The organism is Erythrobacter sp. Alg231-14 (genome assembly GCF_900149685.1).
GTDB lineage: Bacteria > Pseudomonadota > Alphaproteobacteria > Sphingomonadales > Sphingomonadaceae > Erythrobacter.
The window spans coordinates 261,759-279,792 of record NZ_LT702999.1 but is presented as its reverse complement, the minus strand read 5'-3'; the positions used below and the strand labels follow the sequence as shown (position 1 = coordinate 279,792).

Annotated in this window: 10 protein-coding genes; 6 read left to right on the top strand and 4 right to left on the bottom strand. The window is 55.4% G+C overall.

Annotation, left to right across the window (positions count from 1 at the left end):
* The first annotated feature begins 2 nt into the window (after positions 1-2).
* The 3 genes from BQ8290_RS01285 to BQ8290_RS01275 all read left to right on the top strand — a co-directional run bounded on the left by BQ8290_RS01285 (position 3) and on the right by BQ8290_RS01275 (position 2,565).
* The gene (locus BQ8290_RS01285; RefSeq protein WP_108786953.1) at positions 3-1,001 is read left to right on the top strand and encodes an esterase-like activity of phytase family protein; all 999 of its coding nucleotides are present in this window, start codon (positions 3-5) and stop codon (positions 999-1,001) included.
* A gap of 112 nt (positions 1,002-1,113) precedes the next feature.
* Positions 1,114-1,905: an OmpA family protein gene (locus BQ8290_RS01280; protein WP_108786951.1), complete on the top strand. Its 792-nt coding sequence runs from the start codon at positions 1,114-1,116 to the stop codon at positions 1,903-1,905.
* A 111-nt stretch (positions 1,906-2,016) separates the two neighbouring features.
* Complete coding sequence (locus BQ8290_RS01275) at positions 2,017-2,565, top strand: hypothetical protein (RefSeq protein ID WP_108786949.1); 549 nt, start codon at positions 2,017-2,019, stop codon at positions 2,563-2,565.
* A gap of 113 nt (positions 2,566-2,678) precedes the next feature.
* On the opposite strand, the gene BQ8290_RS01270 is transcribed toward BQ8290_RS01275, so the two are convergent.
* The 3 genes from BQ8290_RS01270 to BQ8290_RS01260 form a co-directional block, all read right to left on the bottom strand.
* Positions 2,679-2,978, bottom strand: a complete 300-nt coding sequence (locus BQ8290_RS01270; RefSeq protein ID WP_108786947.1) for a hypothetical protein — start codon at positions 2,976-2,978, stop codon at positions 2,679-2,681.
* A 180-nt stretch (positions 2,979-3,158) separates the two neighbouring features.
* A complete protein-coding gene (locus BQ8290_RS01265; RefSeq protein ID WP_108786944.1) occupies positions 3,159-6,017 on the bottom strand; it encodes an insulinase family protein in 2,859 nt (952 codons plus the stop codon).
* A gap of 121 nt (positions 6,018-6,138) precedes the next feature.
* Complete coding sequence (locus BQ8290_RS01260) at positions 6,139-8,427, bottom strand: penicillin acylase family protein (RefSeq protein WP_108786942.1); 2,289 nt, start codon at positions 8,425-8,427, stop codon at positions 6,139-6,141.
* A gap of 137 nt (positions 8,428-8,564) precedes the next feature.
* Between BQ8290_RS01260 and clpB the strand changes: the two genes are divergently transcribed.
* The 3 genes from clpB (at position 8,565) to BQ8290_RS01245 (ending at position 17,137) form a co-directional block, all read left to right on the top strand.
* Positions 8,565-11,141, top strand: coding sequence for an ATP-dependent chaperone ClpB (gene clpB / locus BQ8290_RS01255; protein WP_108786940.1), 2,577 nt, complete (start codon positions 8,565-8,567; stop codon positions 11,139-11,141).
* A 441-nt stretch (positions 11,142-11,582) separates the two neighbouring features.
* Positions 11,583-14,984, top strand: a complete 3,402-nt coding sequence (locus BQ8290_RS01250) for a TonB-dependent receptor domain-containing protein (RefSeq protein ID WP_108791713.1) — start codon at positions 11,583-11,585, stop codon at positions 14,982-14,984.
* Between the two features lie 155 nt (positions 14,985-15,139).
* A complete protein-coding gene (locus tag BQ8290_RS01245) occupies positions 15,140-17,137 on the top strand; it encodes a prolyl oligopeptidase family serine peptidase (protein ID WP_108786938.1) in 1,998 nt (665 codons plus the stop codon).
* A gap of 102 nt (positions 17,138-17,239) precedes the next feature.
* Here BQ8290_RS01245 and BQ8290_RS01240 read toward each other — a convergent pair whose 3' ends face one another.
* Positions 17,240-17,764, bottom strand: coding sequence for a hypothetical protein (locus BQ8290_RS01240; RefSeq protein WP_337660886.1), 525 nt, complete (start codon positions 17,762-17,764; stop codon positions 17,240-17,242).
* Between the last annotated feature and the right edge of the window lie 270 nt (positions 17,765-18,034).

Here is an 18,034-nt window from a genome sequence, read left to right as displayed (position 1 = left end):
AATTGCTTAAACGGGTCGCATTGTTGGGACCGCTGCTGATCGCGGCGCTTCTGGTTGGCGGTTATGTCTATTTGCACGATCCCTTTGCGCGCGATGGGACGCAATTGTTGCAGGTTGCGTTGTCTGAAGAGGATCCGGCGCTGGACCGGGTCGGAGCTCTAAAATATCACGGCGGCTTGGACATTCCACGCATGGGTCAGAACATTGGCGGTCTGTCGGGCCTTCGCTGGGATGCGGATAGCGGACGTTTGCTGGCGATTACCGATGATGCGCGCTGGGTTCGGATTGCGCCGGACGAGTCGGGTGATCGGCTCATAGGAATTTCCGCGATAGAGTCTGGCAATTTGCTCGGCCCGGATGGCCAAACGCTGACCGGAAAAGAAGACGGTGACAGCGAAAGTCTGATCTATGATGCCGAAGGCGGGTGGTTTGTGACTTTTGAACGCAATCATCGCATTCTGAGTTATGGAGAAAGCCTCTCTGGCGTTGGCATTCAGACCCTGTTCGATGCCGAAGCAGAGCTAGGTGAACTGGAGGGCAACAGTGGTATGGAGGCGGTCGCCGTCAGCGCAGAATCCCAGTTAATCTGCGCTGAGCGGAAAGCTCAATCCCAACGATCCAACTGTGTGCTCCATCGCACCGAGACCGATAGCTACACTGATTTGTCTGTGCATCCGCCGTCAATGCTCGAAGGGTTGGGTGCGGTGCCGACCGATGCTGACGCGCTGGGTGATGGCGTATTTCTTGTGCTTTTCCGTTCCTACTCACCCACCGAGGGAAACAGCGCAGCGATTGTCGCCTATTCTCCCGACGGTTCGCGTCGTGACTTAATGACCCTGCGCCCACCCATGACGGTCGACAATTTCGAAGGGCTGGCCGTGCGCGAAGAGGTCGCCAAAGATGGGCAGCGCCGTACATTCATCTACATCGTTAGCGACGACAATTTTTCGGGCGGACAGCGGACTTTGTTGATGAAATTTGAGATCGTCGCGAACGATTGATTGGAGGGGTTTGCGGCCAATCTCTCCGTTATCTCCCCCGAGCACCTTACAATTTGTGACTTTACACGTGCCCGCTGCGCTGCGAGCCTTACCGAAAGGGAAGGGAACAGTTATGCAGGGTTTAACCAAGGGTTTGCTTGGCGCCGGTGTTGCGTCGCTGCTTGCGTGGGGCACGCATGCGATGGACGGCGCGAACTATATCGACACAATTGAAACGGATATGCAGGGGGCTTTGGCTTCGGCAGGAGTGGAGGGCGCATCGCTTTCGATGCAGCGCGATCCGTTGTCGCGGATTGCGATTGTGGACGGTGTAACTGATCCGGATGAACGCGCTCGGATTGAGGCAATGTTGATCGAAACTGGCAAAGTATCCCATGTGCGCTGGGCCGATGATGGGATCGCGGATGCCGAAATGTATTCCGGCGAACTGACCTCCACCGATGGGGCAGAAGGTACAGCGGCCGACCTTGCGACTGGAATCGAAGACACCTCAGCAGTGACCGGCGCAAGCGAAGAGCAGGTCGCCGATTGCCAAAGCGGTGTTGACGCATTCATGGACGGAAAATCGATCCTGTTCCAAACGGGAAGCGCCTATCTGGCCGAAGAATCGATCGCAGTAGTCGATGGGTTGTCTGAACGTCTCACGGCCTGCACTGGCATGAGTGTCACGATCGGCGGACACACCGATGCGACCGGTACAGATTCGGTCAATATGAGCATCAGCCAAGCGCGCGCGGACGGTGTTGCCAGCGCTTTGGCCGAACGCGGTGTCTCCACCGCTCGGATCACGGCGATTGGATATGGATCAAGCCAACCGGCCGTTGAGGGCGACGGTGCGAATGCCGCCAATCGGCGGATTGAGTTTACACTTGATGCTGGCGCTGGTGCGCAAGGGGGAGAGTAATCATGTCGCTACTTTTGGAAAGTTGGCTCATCGTAATCGCTGTGTTTCTGATCGGTCTTGCGATCGGTTGGTTCATCTGGGCGCGCAATTGAAGAGGCGGGGGAAAGACACATGTTTCAGATAATTATGGATAATCCGCTGCGCTTCATTCTTGCATTGGTGATCGGGATCGCCACTGCGTGGTGGATATGGGGGCGCTTGAGCGCTTCGGGATCGACCGCTTCGCGAGAAGGCACTTCTCAAGCTGCACCAAAAGTAGAACCGGCCCCAACGCCTGCGCCAAAACCCGCTTCGGCACCAGAGCCTGAGCCAGCGCCTAAGCCTGTTGTTGAGCCGGAAGCTGTTGCGCCGGTCGCCGCAGCGGGAGCAGCGCTTGCCGCCGCATCGGATGGCGACGAAGACAAACCGAAAATCGCCGCCGCTGTTGGTGAAAGCGATGATTTGACCCGGATCAAGGGTGTTGGCCCTAAACTGAACGATCTGTGCCTATCATTGGGCGTTCGCCGGTTTGATCAAATTGCGCAATGGTCAGATGCAGACGTTGCAGAAGTGGATCAATATTTGAAGATAAAGGGCCGCATCACTCGCGACCGTTGGGTAGATCAGGCAAAGCTTTTGGCCACTGGCGATGATGCCGGGCACAAGGCGGAGTTTGGCTAAACGCTCGACGTTTGGAGAGTTCCAAACTGGATAAGAAAACCCGCCGAAAGCGAAAGCTCTCGGCGGGTTTTCTGTATTTGTGTTCGGCGCGGACGTCCGCGCCAAAGGCTCGCTTAAGCGCGCGTGCCCGACAATGGCATCGCACCGAATGCACCAGCATTCACGGTGCCGGTCAAGCTGTCGCCGTCAATGGTCGCTTCACAATCGAGCGTCATTGGCATTGGAACAGTCATGTTCATTTTCCATGTGAGCGTGTTGCCGTCGACTTTACCTTCTTCGGTGTCCATCGAGCCCATGCCGCCTTCGAGTTTACCAGCGAAAGAGCCATCGCCGTTGTCGGTGACGGTGAAAGTGCCGGCTTGATCGCCCATTGGGCTTTTGACGGTGGTGTTATAAGTTCCTGCAACAGACATGTGTCTCTCCTTTGAAATGATCGCAATTATCGCGCCTCCGCCATGTTTGGCCAAAGCTTGCGGCGTGTTCTTGCACGTCAAACGGGGGTGTTCAACCTCTATTGGGCAGATGCGAAAATGGGGCGGAACCCGCGCAATTGCGAGGTCCACCCCATTGTTTAGTATGCCGTAGCGTCAGGGTTATTCTGAGCTTTCGATTTCGCGCACTTCGACGGGCAGGCCAAGTTGTTCCAACTGTGGAGCAACCACCTCTGCATCGCCGACGATCACCCAAACGAAGTCTTCAACATCAAGCGCTGCACGGGCAGCGGCATCAAGGCTGTCGGCGGTTTGCGCGCTGTAACGGCCCACCAGACTTTCGTAATAGTTATCTGGACGGTCATACAGGGAGATGGCCTGCATGGCGCCCAGGACGCTACCGGATGTTTCGAAACGTCCCGGCAATTCGCCGATCTCGCTCGCCACATTGCGGGCCAGTTCATCCTGCGTCACGCCATTCTCGGTAAGGAATTCGGTTGTTTCACGGATCATCTCTGCGACCGAATCCCCGGTGCGATCCGCCTGAACGCCGCCAGAAATTGCGTAGACCACACTGTTTTCACGGGCCCGGGCGCCACCGCGAACGCCATAGGACCAACCCTTTGTCTCGCGCAGGTTCATATTGAGCCGCGCGAGGAAGTTTCCACCCAGCGAATTGTTCGCATTCGTGAAATCAACATAGGCCGGGTCGCTTGCATCCAATGGCGTGACTTGAGCAGCCAGAATGAAGCTTTGTGGAGAATTAGGACGGTTGATCAAAACGATGCGATTGCCGTCGGTGGTCTCACTGACAAGGGTAGAGAAATCTTTCTCACCTTTTTTGACATCGGCCGCTTCCCAATCGCCGAATGCGGCGTTCAGTTGAGAGACGATGTCGTCCATTGGCAAGCTTGAAATGACGAAGACTTGGCCGTTGTCCGGACGGATCCATGTGTCCTTAAACGCCACCAGATCATCACGAGTGATGGCGCCAACGCTTTCGATTGTGGTTGCGCCGCCATACGGAGCCATCGTGCCGAACAATTCAGTGCCGATGGTCCGACCTGCGATCCCTTGGGGGGAACGCATTTGCGAACGAATGCCGGTAATGGTCTGTGCCTTCACCCGTTCAAGGTCGGCTTCATTAAAGGCCGGCTCACGGATGATTTGACGATACAGATCCAGCGAAGGCGCGAGATTGGCCGACAACGCTGACAAGGTGAACGATGAACGATCATCGCCGCCGCCCACATTAATGCTCACACCAAGACGTTCGCGCGCTTCGGCGATCTCTTGGCTGCTCATATTGGCGGTGCCTTCGTCGTAAAGGCCTAATGTCAGACTTTCGAGCCCGCGCATGTCCACGGGATCGGCCGCGGTGCCGGCGTCAAACGACATCGTGATGTATGTCGCGGGGACCGCATCTCGCATGGCGTATGTAAGCTGCATTCCATTGGCCAATGTGGTCCGTTGAAATTCAGGGAAGTCGAGCTGGGCGACCGATTCAATCGCAGGGGCCGGGCGAACCACTGACACCGTGATTTCTTCTGCAACGCCTTCGTCCGCCGCTTCTTCGTCGCTTTCGGCGGCAACACTGGCGGCTTCTTCATAAGTGTCTTCGCGCTCACCCGGTTCCATAACCAGGGTGAAGGCAGGCCGGGTCATCCACCGCTGCATCGCTGCGGTCACGGCCTCTGGCGTGATTGAGGCAAGCACTTCGAGTTGGCTGACTGCAAAGCCGGGATCACCGGCCAGAACTTCGCCGCGTGCAAGCGCAACAGCTTTGCCGCCGAAGCCGCCGACTTGTTCAAGCCCGCGGATTGTGCCGGCCAAATCGCTGGTCGCGGATCGGCGCACTTCGTCGGCCGTTGGCCCTTCGGCCACGTATTCCGCAACAATTTCATTCAACCGCGCTTCAAGCACTTCGAGCTCAACACCGTCGCGCAGCGTTGCGCTGACATTGACGATGCCGACACGTTGGAAATCAAAGTTTCCGGCGGACACGCCCACGGCAAGCTGCTCTTCGCGGACAAGGATTTGATCCAAGCGGCTGGACAACAATCCACCCAATACATCCGCTCCAACGGTGAGAGCGGTTAGCTCGTCGCTGGTGATGCCCGGAACAGGCCAGAATAGGTCAACGGTGGTGGCTGCAACCTGATCGCGCATCACGGTGCGAACTGGCTCTGACAATGTGGGCACTTCGGCGGCGGCTTGTGTGTTAACCGGGCCGCGCGCGATGGGGCCAAAATATTGCTCCACCATTGGGCGCGCTTCTTCGGCGGAAATGTCACCGGCCAAAACCAATGTCGCGTTGTTCGGGCCATACCGATCGCGGAACCAGTTTTGCACCGTGTCCATCGATGCGGCGTCCAAATCGGCCATCGATCCAATTACAGAGTGTTGGTAAGGGTGACCGTCTGGAAAGAGAGTTTCCAAGATCTCATAGAACACCAAACCACCCGGCTGATTGTCACCTTGGCGCTTTTCATTTTGGACAACGCCGCGCTGATTATCGAGCTTTTCCTGCGTCACAGCGCCCAACAAATACCCCATGCGATCGCTTTCCAACCAAAGCGCGCGTTCCAATGCGGGGCGGGGCACCGTTTGGAAATAATTGGTGCGGTCGAAATTGGTGGTACCGTTGTAATCGGTTGCACCCATTTCCTGTAGATACTGGAAGTAATCAGCGGGCGCGTTTTCCGACCCGTTGAACATCAAGTGTTCGAACAGATGAGCAAAGCCGGTTTGGCCAACGGGCTCGTCTTTCGATCCAACATTGTACCACACGGCGACGCCAACGATCGGCGCTTTGCGATCTTCATGGACAATAACGGTCAATCCATTTTCAAGCTCAAATTCCACATAAGGGATTTGGACCTGAGCGACGAGGTCTTGCAGGTCGCCTGCGCCCTCATTCTCGGCGGCTTCCACATGCGCATCGGCAAATGCGGGTGAGAAGGGCGCAGCGATGGCGATGCTGATCGCGGTCAAGCTGGCGGTGGCAAAACGTAATTTCATGGATTGTGTCCCTTTTAGAAATTATTTGTGTTGGTTTGGATCGTTGCGCGACGGGCATGGCCCGATCAACCAACTCGCGATCCTCATCGACGAAACGTATTCACTGCTCGATAGGTTCCTTTCACCGCGCGTTGGTGAATGTTTCGGAGCTGGTCGCAGCGGCGCGCACATCCTCTTCCCAGAACCGCACCGGCTTTAACCCATGATCGACATAGATTTGCATTTGGTCGGTGTAATGCGGGCTGCTTGGTCGGGTTGTTGCCGCGCCAAACGGTTGAATGGACCGGGATGACACGCGGCCACCATCAGTGGGCCATTCAACCCATTGGATAAAGCTGTCGCCGTGAACCAGGCTTAACCGGCCATCATCATCGACCACCCATGTTGTGGACGCGCGCAAAGTGTCCGATCCACCGTCCAAAGGCAGGTCAACATCACCCTGGCGCAGGCGGAGTAGGTCCGACATTGGCGGATCAATTCGCCCAAAATGGGTGTTGAGATGTCGGACTGCCGTTTCCAATGCCTCTGCGGCGTCCGGCCATGGCTTGTTGTTGTATTCGGCGCCCATAAAGTCGCGGATGATCAACAAGGCCAAAGCGTCGCCTCCGCCGACATTGTCCGCAGTAAAATCCCATGCGAGCAACAATTCACGTCCACGCGCCACATCGCCTTCCAACGCGTCGCCGTCCATCGCTTCGAGGTCAGACCACAATTGCTCCAAATACCCTTCGCGGACATAGCTGGTGTCGTACTTGATACGCTCCAACGCGGCGCGGTCCAACTGACCGGCCTCGGATAACAACGTATAGGCCCGTCGTGAACGGTTCGTCTGCTTGCGCTCCACGCCCAAGACCGGTGAGAAATCGGTCGGATCGAGATCGCTTCCCTCGCCTGCTGCGGTGAATGGTTCGTTGTTCGCATTGTAAAGCCAGCCAGAGGCCGGGTTGATCAATTTGGGAATCTCTTCAAATTCGACCGTACCGTTCCAAATTAGATCGCTGCGATTGCCGGGCAGTATGCCGCGCCAATTGGCCTGAACAACGTCCAGTTCGGGGCGATCCGGAATGGCGGCGTTGTAAATATAGGCGATATTGCCTTCGCGATCGGCATAGACGAAATTTGTGCTGGGTATGGCCATGCGGGCCATTTGGGACTGCCATTCTTCAAGGTTCGCGGCTTTGTTGATGCGATAATAGGCATCCAATTGGTCCACGCTTTCCATGCCGCCGAACCGGATCGCGAAATAGCCGTTGTCGTTCTTGATCACTGGGCCGTGTATGCTGCGATAAATGGTGCGGCTAACGGGAAGTGTGATGGGGCCAAATTTCACCGGCAGCGTGACTTCCTCCACGCCCAATTCCAACCATTCGCCATCCATTTCATAGGTAAGGGTGTGGTTGTTGCCTTCGACAATCTTGCTGACGGTCAATTCATAGACATCCGTCATATCGGGGCGGTTGACCGTGTTGGTCCATCCAAGGTTTTCGTTGTGGCCCAAGAATGGGAACGGCGATCCTGGGAAATTGGCGCCCGTAAAGTGCCATCCTTCTCCGCTTTGAACGCCCAATTCGTACCACGCCACACCGCCGCGAAGGGGTTGGTGTGCGTTTGAGATTAATGTTGTTGGGCCGCCCGATCGTTCCGGCGTTACCGCCCACGCATTGGAACCAAGATGACCGGCTTCTTCGCCCCACGGCAGCACAAGTCCGCCGCGTTGTTCTCGGGGCTCTAATGTATCGGATGCGCGAGCTACGTCGTCCCCCACTTCGTTCAATGCTGGATCTTCGGTGACCGGGGCAATTTTGCTCGGCCTTGGAAAGCCGGGAATGTCTTCGCCAAATTCACGGCGCAACTCTTCGCCCGCAACCAACGGGCCGATTACATTGCCAAGGCCGTAAAAGAACGGTTGCCTCAGGATAAAGCCGGCGGCGATGTCTTCGCCGTTCACGGGGAACAACTTGGCCAGCTTTAACTCATCCGGATTGTCTTGGGCATATTGGTTCAAACCGGCAGCATAGGCTTCGAACAATGCGCGAGTGTCGGCCGGCAACTCGCCGTATTTACGCTCTGCAGTGCCGCGCGCATCAAGCAGGTGATAGACATAATCGAATGTCGCGCCATCTTGCCCTGCGATTGCGCCGTATCGCCCCTTGGACATTGCGGCGACATCCTGAAGCGTGAAGAAGTCATCTTGGGCGTGTGCAATCGCGACACCATACGCGACGTCGGCGTCGGTGTCGCCGTAGATCATAGGCACTCCAAATTCGTCGCGCACGATTTCTGCGGTGTATACGCGATATTCTGGCGCTTCGCTTTCATGCGCGAAGAACGGTTCCCATGTCGCCAATCCAATGAATGTGACGATCAGCACTGCCACGATTCCCCACGCGGCGCCTTTTACGAATTTCATCTGTGGTTCTCTCCAACCCTAATGCCGCACCAATCGCCGGGACAGAGGAGGAGGTCAAGCAGACCTTGAAAAGCAACCCGCTTTGACCCACCTATTCAAGTAACACACCTAGATACTCTCTGATCAAGGGACATGAGATGAATCTCGATAAATTCACTGACCGCGCAAAAGGCTTTTTGCAAAGCGCCCAAACGGTAGCAATCCGGATGAACCATCAACGGATCACTCCGCTGCACTTGCTCAAAGCTTTGTTGGAAGACGAAGAAGGCATGGCGGCCGGATTGATCCAACGCGCTGGCGGCGATGCATCATTGGCGGTGAGCGCGATTGACACAGGGCTGGGCAAGATACCGGTTGTGACCGGGGGCGGGGCGCAACAAACGCCGGGTCTCGATAACGACGCGGTGCGTGTGCTCGACAACGCCGAACAACTCGCCGAGAAAGCCGGCGACAGCTTCGTGACGGTTGAACGGTTGCTGACCGCGCTCGCGCTTGCGACGGGCAAAACAGGCGAAGCGATGAAGGCGGCCAATGTCACTCCGCAATCGTTGAACACTGCGATCGAAGATTTGCGCGGCGGGAAAAAAGCCGACAGCGCCAACGCCGAAGCCAATTACGATGCGATGGAAAAGTTCGCGCGCGACCTGACTCAGGCGGCGCGTGATGGCAAACTTGATCCGGTGATCGGTCGGGACGAAGAAATTCGGCGGACGGTCCAAATCCTTGCCCGGCGGACCAAGAACAATCCGGCTTTGATCGGTGAACCCGGTACCGGCAAAACCGCCATCGCCGAAGGGCTCGCGCTGCGTATCGCCAACGGTGATGTGCCCGACAGTCTCAAAGGACGCACTTTGATGAGCCTAGATATGGGCGCGTTAATTGCCGGTGCGAAATATCGCGGTGAATTTGAAGAGCGGTTGAAAAGTGTTTTGGACGAAGTGAAGAATGCCGATGGGCAGATCATCTTGTTCATTGACGAAATGCACACCCTAATCGGGGCCGGTGCTAGCGAAGGCAGCATGGACGCGTCGAACTTGCTGAAACCTGCTTTGTCGCGGGGTGAGTTGCATTGCATTGGTGCAACCACACTGGATGAATATCAAAAGTACGTTGAAAAAGACCCGGCTCTCCAACGTCGATTCCAAATGGTCTATATTGACGAACCCAGCGTCGAAGACACGATCAGCATCTTGCGCGGGATCAAAGACAAATACGAACTGCATCATGGTGTGCGCATCACCGACAGCTCAATCGTTGCAGCGGCGAGGTTGTCTGATCGATACATCCAAAACCGTTTCCTACCAGACAAGGCCATCGACCTTATGGATGAGGCCGCATCGCGTATCCGTATGGAGGTGGAGTCGAAGCCTGAAGAGATTGAGGCGCTGGACCGCCGTATCATTCAGCTCAAGATTGAAGAAAGCGCTCTCGCAAAAGAAGACGATGCCGCATCGCGCGACCGGCTGGAAAGCCTGCGCAAGGAATTGGCGGAGTTGGAGCAAGACAGTTCCGAGCTGACCACCCGTTGGCAGAACGAGCGCGACAAGATCGAGGCCGAGGGCAAGATCAAGGAAGAGCTTGATCACGCGCGGCTGGAATTGGAGCAGGCGCAACGCGAGGGCGATCTCGCTAAAGCGGGTGAGCTTTCATACGGAACAATCCCAGATCTGGAAAAACGTCTCGCGGCAGCGGAAGATCTCACAGAAAACGCTCTTTTGCGCGAAGAAGTGACCGAAGAAGATATTGCGAGCGTTGTTAGCCGCTGGACCGGGATCCCCATCGACAAAATGATGGAGGGTGAGCGAGAAAAGCTGATGGAGATGGAATCCCTCCTCGGTAAACGCGTGATCGGCCAAATCCCCGCGATAGAGGCCGTGTCCAAAGCCGTGCGGCGTGCGCGGGCGGGCCTTCAAGATCCAAACCGTCCATTAGGCAGTTTCCTTTTCCTCGGACCAACCGGCGTCGGCAAAACCGAATTGACCAAAGCCCTGGCCGAATTTCTGTTTGATGATGATCAGGCACTCGTTCGGATCGACATGTCCGAATTCATGGAAAAGCATTCAGTCGCACGCTTGATCGGCGCGCCTCCGGGATATGTCGGGTATGATGAAGGGGGCATGTTGACCGAAGCGGTCCGCCGCCGGCCTTATCAGGTCGTGTTGTTTGATGAGGTGGAAAAGGCACACACCGACGTGTTCAACGTCCTGCTCCAAGTGCTTGATGACGGGCATTTGACCGATGGGCAGGGACGCAAGGTCGATTTCTCGAACACTTTGATCATTCTGACCTCCAATCTGGGCAGCCAACATCTCGCCAATTTGGGTGATGATCAAAAGGTCGCCGAAGTCGAAGATCAAGTCATGGATGTCGTTCGCGGACATTTCCGTCCCGAATTCCTCAACCGTTTGGACGAAATTATCTTGTTCCACCGTTTGGCGATGGAGCACATGGCGCCAATTGTGAGCATTCAGGTAAAGCGTGTTCAAAAGTTGCTTGATGATCGCAAAATCACTCTGGATCTCACCGATGCAGCTTTGCGTTGGCTGGGCCGGGTTGGATACGATCCAGTGTATGGCGCGCGGCCGTTGAAACGTGCGGTTCAACGCTATCTGCAAGACCCCTTGGCTGAGAAGTTGATCGAGGGAACCGTTAGCGATGGAGCCCATGTGAAAGTCGATGAAGGCGATGGGCAACTGCAGATTGAGGTCGTCTGACCCGCCCACTCACGCACAGCGATTATTCAGCGAGATCATCCAGCGTCGAAGGGGCGATTCTGGGCGATTCTTGCGATGCATTTGTGACGCAGGCGCTCACTGCGGCCCGTTAACCTGACTATTCAGTTTCGGCCCGATTTGGCTTGTGGCGCGGTTTATTGCGCAGGAGCCGGGTGAATTTATACTATTTGCAAAGTGCAGCGGCCGCGATGTTGCATGTGCGAAGAAGGGGCTGTGGGATTCTCGCAACACCGCCCCGAAAAGTGTTTGTTACATGAACGTCTCATTTACATAGATCACCGCCTATTGCACACAAACGACACCGCAGGGGCTTTGTGCCGTAACCACCAAGGGGATTCTGCGCACACAAACGGGTAATTTGTGTGTTGTTGAATGAGTTGGTTCGGGACCAAGGCTTCGGTTGTCGCAACTGGAGTGATCATGAAGAAGTTTCATAACAATTCAATGAAGGCGCTTGCCTTCTCAGCATCGGCTATCGCGTTCGTGATGGCTGGCCCCGTTAGCGCTCAGGACGCTGGCGATGAGGGTTCCGAAGAAGAGGAAGAAGAGCAGGTCGACGTTACGACTGATGCTTCGGGTCAAACGCAAGGCCAGGGCGGCATCACCGTTACTGGTTCGCGCATTGTCCGCGATACATACAGCTCGATCTCACCGCTTCAGGTTCTCAGCACAGAAAACCAACAAGCCGTTGGTGCTTTTGACCCCGCGCAAATTCTGCAGCGTTCGGAAGCGGCCGCTGGTCAGCAAATCGACGCGACCTTCCAAGGCTTCGTCCTTGATAACGGTCCGGGTTCGCAAACGATTAACCTTCGTGGTCTCGGCGCTGGCCGTACCCTGGTTCTCGTAAACGGCCGTCGCCTTGCACCTTCGGGTGTGGAAGGTGCGCCGGTTAACCCGTCGATCAACCTTATCCCTGCATCGCTCGTCGATCGCTACGACCTTCTGACTGACGGTGCTTCGTCGGTTTACGGTTCTGACGCTGTTGCTGGTGTTGTGAACGTCATCTTGCGCAAAGACTTTGATGGTCTTGAGCTTCAGGTGAACGGCGACATCAACCCAATGGGCGCAGGCGAAGATTACACGATCAGCGCGGCTTGGGGCTTTAACACCGACCGTGCAGTGTTCGGTATCGGTGCGGAATATCAATTCCGTGACGAAGTCCGTGCACGTGACCGTGACTTCTTGTCCGGTTGTAACACGCACTATGAAGTGGATCAGGATGGTAACATCTTTACCACTGGCTTGCGTGACAACGCGGTTGTTCAAAACCGTACGCCAGGCGTCAGTGTTTCTGAAAGCGAATGTAAGATTGCCGGTATTTCCGGTCGTATCTTCCAGCCGTTTGCACGCTTTGGTTCGGTTTATTTCCCAGCCAACGGAAATATCGCCAACTTCCCGATTGATCCCAACACGGGCAATCCATTCAACTTTGGTGAGTCGACCGACGCATTCGGTACGGATCTTGACTCCAATGGCGACGGCATCCGTGATATTGACTTCCAAAACGTCAACACCAACGCTTCCGAAGCGGAATTGAACCGTACGTTCATTTCGCAACAGGAATTGTACAATGTGTTCGCCTATGGTGAATACACGTTGCCGGGTGAAGCCAACCTGACGCCGTTCTTCGAAGCGCAATATACGCGTGCCGAAATTTCGGCTCCGGGCGCTGGTCTGCCGCAGATCTTCCCATCTGTTCCGGCTCCGAACCAGTTCAACCCATGCAACTTGGCACAGCCTAACGGCGTTGATTGTCGCTCGGTTGATAACGCCTTGCTGGGCTTGACCAACGGTGTTGCTCCGGCGCTCTCGACTGGCTTCTCGCTTCCAACCATTCCAATCGCCTCGATCGTAGGTGACCGGAACAACTTTATGGTTGAGCAAGAGCAGTATCGCGGTGTGATCGGTCTGCGTGGCGATTTGCCATTCATCGGTTCAAGCTGGACCTTTGAAGCGTCGGCTTCGTACTCGCGCTCGGATGGTACATCTTCGCGTGACGGTATTCGTGAAGATCGCCTCGCACTTGCTTTGGGTCTCGATCCAACAGCAGACTACGATGGCGACGGTATCGTCGACAACGACGGTGACGGCATTGCCGACGATTACGACAATGGCGTGAACGTCTTTGGCGGTAACCCACTGTTTATCGGTGAATGTAACAGCGCTGGATTGGCTAACCCTGATCTCGCGGCGCCTGACTTGATTGCTGGTTGTGTGCCGGTGAACTTGTTCGCTGCAAGCGTGCTTACCGGTGCGCAAGGTGACTTCGAAACACAAGCTGAGCGTGACTATGTCTTCGATCAGCGGACGTTTGACACCACTTACGAGCAAATCCTTCTGTCGGCATACGTCACAGGCGATCTTTTCGATCTTCCTGCTGGCCCGGTCGGCGTTGTGATCGGTGGTGAATGGCGCGAAGATAAGATCGACTCTGAGCCTGCATTCACGGCTTCGAACGGTCTGTTCTTCGGCTTCTTCTCCGATGGCGGTGCCAGCGGTTCGAAGACCATTCGTGAGCTCTTCGCTGAGGTCGACATTCCGTTGATGGCTGGTGAAACTCTTGTTGAAGAACTGACACTGAACGTGTCGGGTCGCTTCACTGACGAAGAGTTTTACGGTTCGAACGGCACATTCGCCATCAAAGGCGGCTGGCGTCCGGTTCCACCACTCTTGTTCAAGTTTAGCTATGGTACGTCGTTCCGTGCACCGAACCTTCGTGAGAACTTCTTGCGCAGCCAGTCGGGCTTCTTGAACTTGTTCGATCCATGCGCCGTTCCTGACGATGCATTTGTTGCCGGCGCTTACGATCCAACCTTGGATCAGCGCGACGACTTCGTACTGAACAACTGTCTCCGTGAAGGTCGCGATCCAACCCGCGTTGGTATCGACGATGAAAACCTGAACACACAACAGTTCGTCAGCGGCGAAGTGACTTCGGGTGGTACATTCGACCTCGAACCGGAAACATCACGTTCGATCACAACCGGTTTCGCGTTTGAAGAAAGCTTCGCAAGTGGCTTCGATTTCGCGTTCAACTTCAACTACTACGACATCAAGTTGAAAGACTCGATCATCGAGCCAAGTGCGCAGTTCATCATCAATGACTGCTACAACCGCGAAGATGAAAGCGTCAGCCAGTTCTGTTCACGAATCGGCACTGAGACGATCAACCGTCAGCTTATCGACGGCGTCTTCCAAGGCTTCTTGAACCTTGACCAAGAATCGGTCCGTGGTTTGGATATCAACACAACCTTTGGTTACCCTGTGACCATCGGTAGCGAAGTGTTCGATCTTCAATTGAACCTGGTTGCCAACAAGTTGATTGAACGTTCGAACCTCTTCACCAACGATGATGGTTCGATCGAACAAGCAGACTTCGCTGGTGAGTTCGGCTTCCCAGACTGGACTGGTCGTGTGACCCTTAACGTCGATTGGAAGGACTTCCGCTTCACGTGGCAGACCCGTTACATCGATGCGGTTGCTCAAGATCCAGTGGGTGTTGATGAATTCGACGATGCCTTCGGTAACCTCGGCACTGGTTTCCTTTCGGACACTTGCTTGGGTGATGGCACTGCAAACGTTGCCGGTGACGGTCGTTTCTGCCGTGACGTTGGCTTCGCTGATGAATACTTCGAGAGCTCGGCTTCGGTCCGTTGGGACAATGGCGATCTCCGCATCATCGCGGGTGTTCGCAACCTCTTCGACGAAGCTCCACCACTCGTGGATAGCGACGAAGTGCTCGCCATTTCGAACACACCAATCGGCAACGGCTATGACCTGAACGGACGTGAGTTCTTCGGTCAGCTTCTCTACCGCTTCTAAGGCGTAGACAGCTTGATTAGGCTATAAAGAGCGGCCTCTCGGCACTTGCCGAGGGGCCGCTTTTTTGTATAAATGTCCTCAGTGCGTTTTCACCGAGTGGAGGTGACGTGAAAACGTGGGGATCACTGGAACACAAAACTGAAAAGAGTTTGACCATGAAGATTTTGAAGAAGCCTCTTATGGCCGCAATGTTGGGCGTATCCGCGCTTGGTCTTAGCGTGGCTGCACCCTCCGAAACGCAAGCAACATCATCGGTTCCAATCGATGTTTGGGCGCTGCGGGATGTTGTGAACGCAGTGCAAATTTCACCTGATGGTGAGCACTTGCTGGTCCACATCAACCCAAGCCGCGAAGGCGATTATCTGCTCCAGATCTACAAGACATCAGATCTGTCGACTCCGTATCGCACACTCGCTGCCGATCCGATGGAAATCATCAGTGCGCGCTGGGTTAGCGATAATGTGATCGTCGGTAACGCTTGGGAAATTAAGCGCGAAACCGTGCGTCGTCAGGAAGATGACACGCGCAATTACGCCACTTATTTCTACAATCTAGAACGCAACAAGTTTAGCCAGGTTTCCGGCAATCTCGCCATCATCAACACATTGCCGGATGAGCCTGACTCAGTTCTCGTTGCGGCGGCCGATGCTGTGGCAGATTTGGGCGTTGACCCATTCGCAGCATTCCGTCCGCGGTCCTATTATCGTCTGAACCTGCGCACTGGTTCACAAAGCCTCGTGATGCGCGGCACACGGAAATACGGGAACATCCAATTCGACAACCAAGGCAACCCACGCTTTGCAATCGGGCAAGACTCTGATTTCACAGTTAAAACCTACTACCGTAAGCCTGGTGATGGTTCGTGGACCCAATTCGGCGAAGTCTACGATCAAGACGACCACGACAATCTGTGGCGCTTCCTTACTGGCTTCCAAGGCCTCGCTCATATTGACCAAGACAATCCAAACCTCGGTTACATGATCGAAGCGCGCAACGGCGCCGACAAAGCATCGCTGTGGGAGTTTAACTTCGAAACCGGTGAATTCGGTGCCGAAGTCTTCGCTGCCGAAGACGCCGATGTCATGGCAGTGGGTACCCACTCAATCCCGGGCAACGAAACGCTTGCGTTCGCTCAATATCCGGGCGCCAAATGGGAACGTCATTGGTTCGATGAGGAAGAAAAAGCGCTGTACGAAGCTCTCGAACAGCAAATTCCTTACGCGCACCAAGTGAGCATCTCGAGCCGTTCGTATGATGGTCGCACAATGGTTGTAAGCAACCGTGGTCCGCGCGATCCAGGATCGTTCTGGCTTGTGAAAGACGGGCAACTTGCCAAACTTGGCAGCCGCAACCCGCTTCTCAATCAAGACGCGCTCGCGGACGTTGAGTACATCCGTTACACTGCGCGCGATGGCATGACCATTCCGGGCTATGTGACCAAGCCACGCGGTGAAGGTCCATTCCCATTGGTCGTTTTGCCACATGGTGGTCCGCACGTACCGGAAGTGATCGGCTATGACGAATGGGGCCAATTGCTCGCTTCGGCGGGCTACATGGTGCTTCAACCTGGATACCGGATGACGGTTGGCTGGGGTAAGGCGCACTTTGACGGCGGTTACGGCGAACATGGCGGTGCCATGCAAGACGATAAAGATGACGGCGCGCTCTATCTTGTAGAGCAAGGCCTTGTTGATCCGGATCGGATCGCGATGTTCGGTTGGTCATATGGTGGTTACGCCGCGCTCGTCGCGACCAGCCGCGAAGACAATATCTATCAGTGTGCCATCGCCGGTGCAGCTGTGGCCGACCCTGCGAAGACATATCGTCTTGGTGCTGGCCGTGCGGGACGTATCCCGCGCGCGCTTAACGATTGGGCGGAGCGTCGTGGTACGATCGGCATCAACCCAATTGAGGAAGTTGAAAAGGTCAACATTCCGCTCTTGATGGTGCATCCTGAAGATGACAGTCGCGTGCTGTATTACCACTTCGAAGACTACAAGAAGGCCTTCGAGGAAGCGGGTAAAACGGGCGAATTCGTGACACTCGAAGACGCTGACCACTTCTACCGTACCTTGATGTACACCCACCAACAGCAATTCTACACCAAGATGCTGGACTATCTCGCAAACGATTGCGGGCCCGGTGGTCTCTAAGACGATTGCTTGAACCGGGCGTTCTTTGAACGCCCGGCTTCGGCACAAAAAAGGCCCGGCCATAATGGCCGGGCCTTTTTGTTTCTGACGAGAACTATCGCCTCATTGGATGCGGCGACCTTTTACGCCCAACTGACCGTTGATACGGATGAAGAAGTAGCCGAGCGCCGCCGAATTGAACTCCACCGTGTCGCCTTCTTGAATGCGGCGCAGGCGGCGTGGGATGTTCTTCATTTCCCAAACTGCACCCTCTGCGGTCGTAAAGCGGGCCTTGCGTGATGACAGATACCGCACACTCACGACGGTCGTGGTGAAGAGCTCTTCCTCCTCCTCCTCCTCATCATCGTCGCTCCCAAAAATCCCAAGATCTGGAAGGTTGAAGCCGAACAAGCTGCGGCGAGTCTGACGCACATCATCGCGATCGACCACCTGAACTTCGCCTTCATCGCTCGCGGTAACAATGCTCCCCACGGCGGAGTCGAAACATTCCAACCGCTGCGCATCTTCGGCAATTTGTTGGCAAGCCTTCAGCCCTTCAAGATAATCGGCATCCTCACCCGGGGCGTCTTGGGCCTGCACAGGGCCGGCAAGCATTGCCATCGCCGCAGCCGCCGATAGCGCGGTCATGGACACACCTTTGGTCAAGAAGGCATCGTCCCGGATAGCTCGATACTTCTTCATGACAGCCCGCGGCGTCCGCGAAACGAGCAAAGTCGGCAATTCCATCGAAAGTCCTCCGAAATGTGCGCATCGCGAACGATCTGACGCACTGTAATGATGCGCGGCGAATGCCACCGCGCCCGTTCAATTGGGCCACCCTATGGTGCACAGGAGATGGAATAAACCCCTTGCACACACAACTGTAGCGTGAATGCCACAGGTCACACTGAACCTAAC

What these genes read in the sequence shown, in the direction of transcription:
- BQ8290_RS01250 (WP_108791713.1), top strand. Translation starts at nt 11,583, where the DNA reads ATGAAGAAGTTTCATAACAATTCAATGAAGGCGCTTGCCTTCTCAGCA.
- BQ8290_RS01270 (WP_108786947.1), bottom strand. Translation starts at nt 2,978, where the DNA reads ATGTCTGTTGCAGGAACTTATAACACCACCGTCAAAAGCCCAATGGGC.
- BQ8290_RS01245 (WP_108786938.1), top strand. Translation starts at nt 15,140, where the DNA reads ATGAAGATTTTGAAGAAGCCTCTTATGGCCGCAATGTTGGGCGTATCC.
- clpB (WP_108786940.1), top strand. Translation starts at nt 8,565, where the DNA reads ATGAATCTCGATAAATTCACTGACCGCGCAAAAGGCTTTTTGCAAAGC.
- BQ8290_RS01260 (WP_108786942.1), bottom strand. Translation starts at nt 8,427, where the DNA reads ATGAAATTCGTAAAAGGCGCCGCGTGGGGAATCGTGGCAGTGCTGATC.
- BQ8290_RS01240 (WP_337660886.1), bottom strand. Translation starts at nt 17,764, where the DNA reads ATGACCGCGCTATCGGCGGCTGCGGCGATGGCAATGCTTGCCGGCCCT.
- BQ8290_RS01280 (WP_108786951.1), top strand. Translation starts at nt 1,114, where the DNA reads ATGCAGGGTTTAACCAAGGGTTTGCTTGGCGCCGGTGTTGCGTCGCTG.
- BQ8290_RS01275 (WP_108786949.1), top strand. Translation starts at nt 2,017, where the DNA reads ATGTTTCAGATAATTATGGATAATCCGCTGCGCTTCATTCTTGCATTG.
- BQ8290_RS01265 (WP_108786944.1), bottom strand. Translation starts at nt 6,017, where the DNA reads ATGAAATTACGTTTTGCCACCGCCAGCTTGACCGCGATCAGCATCGCC.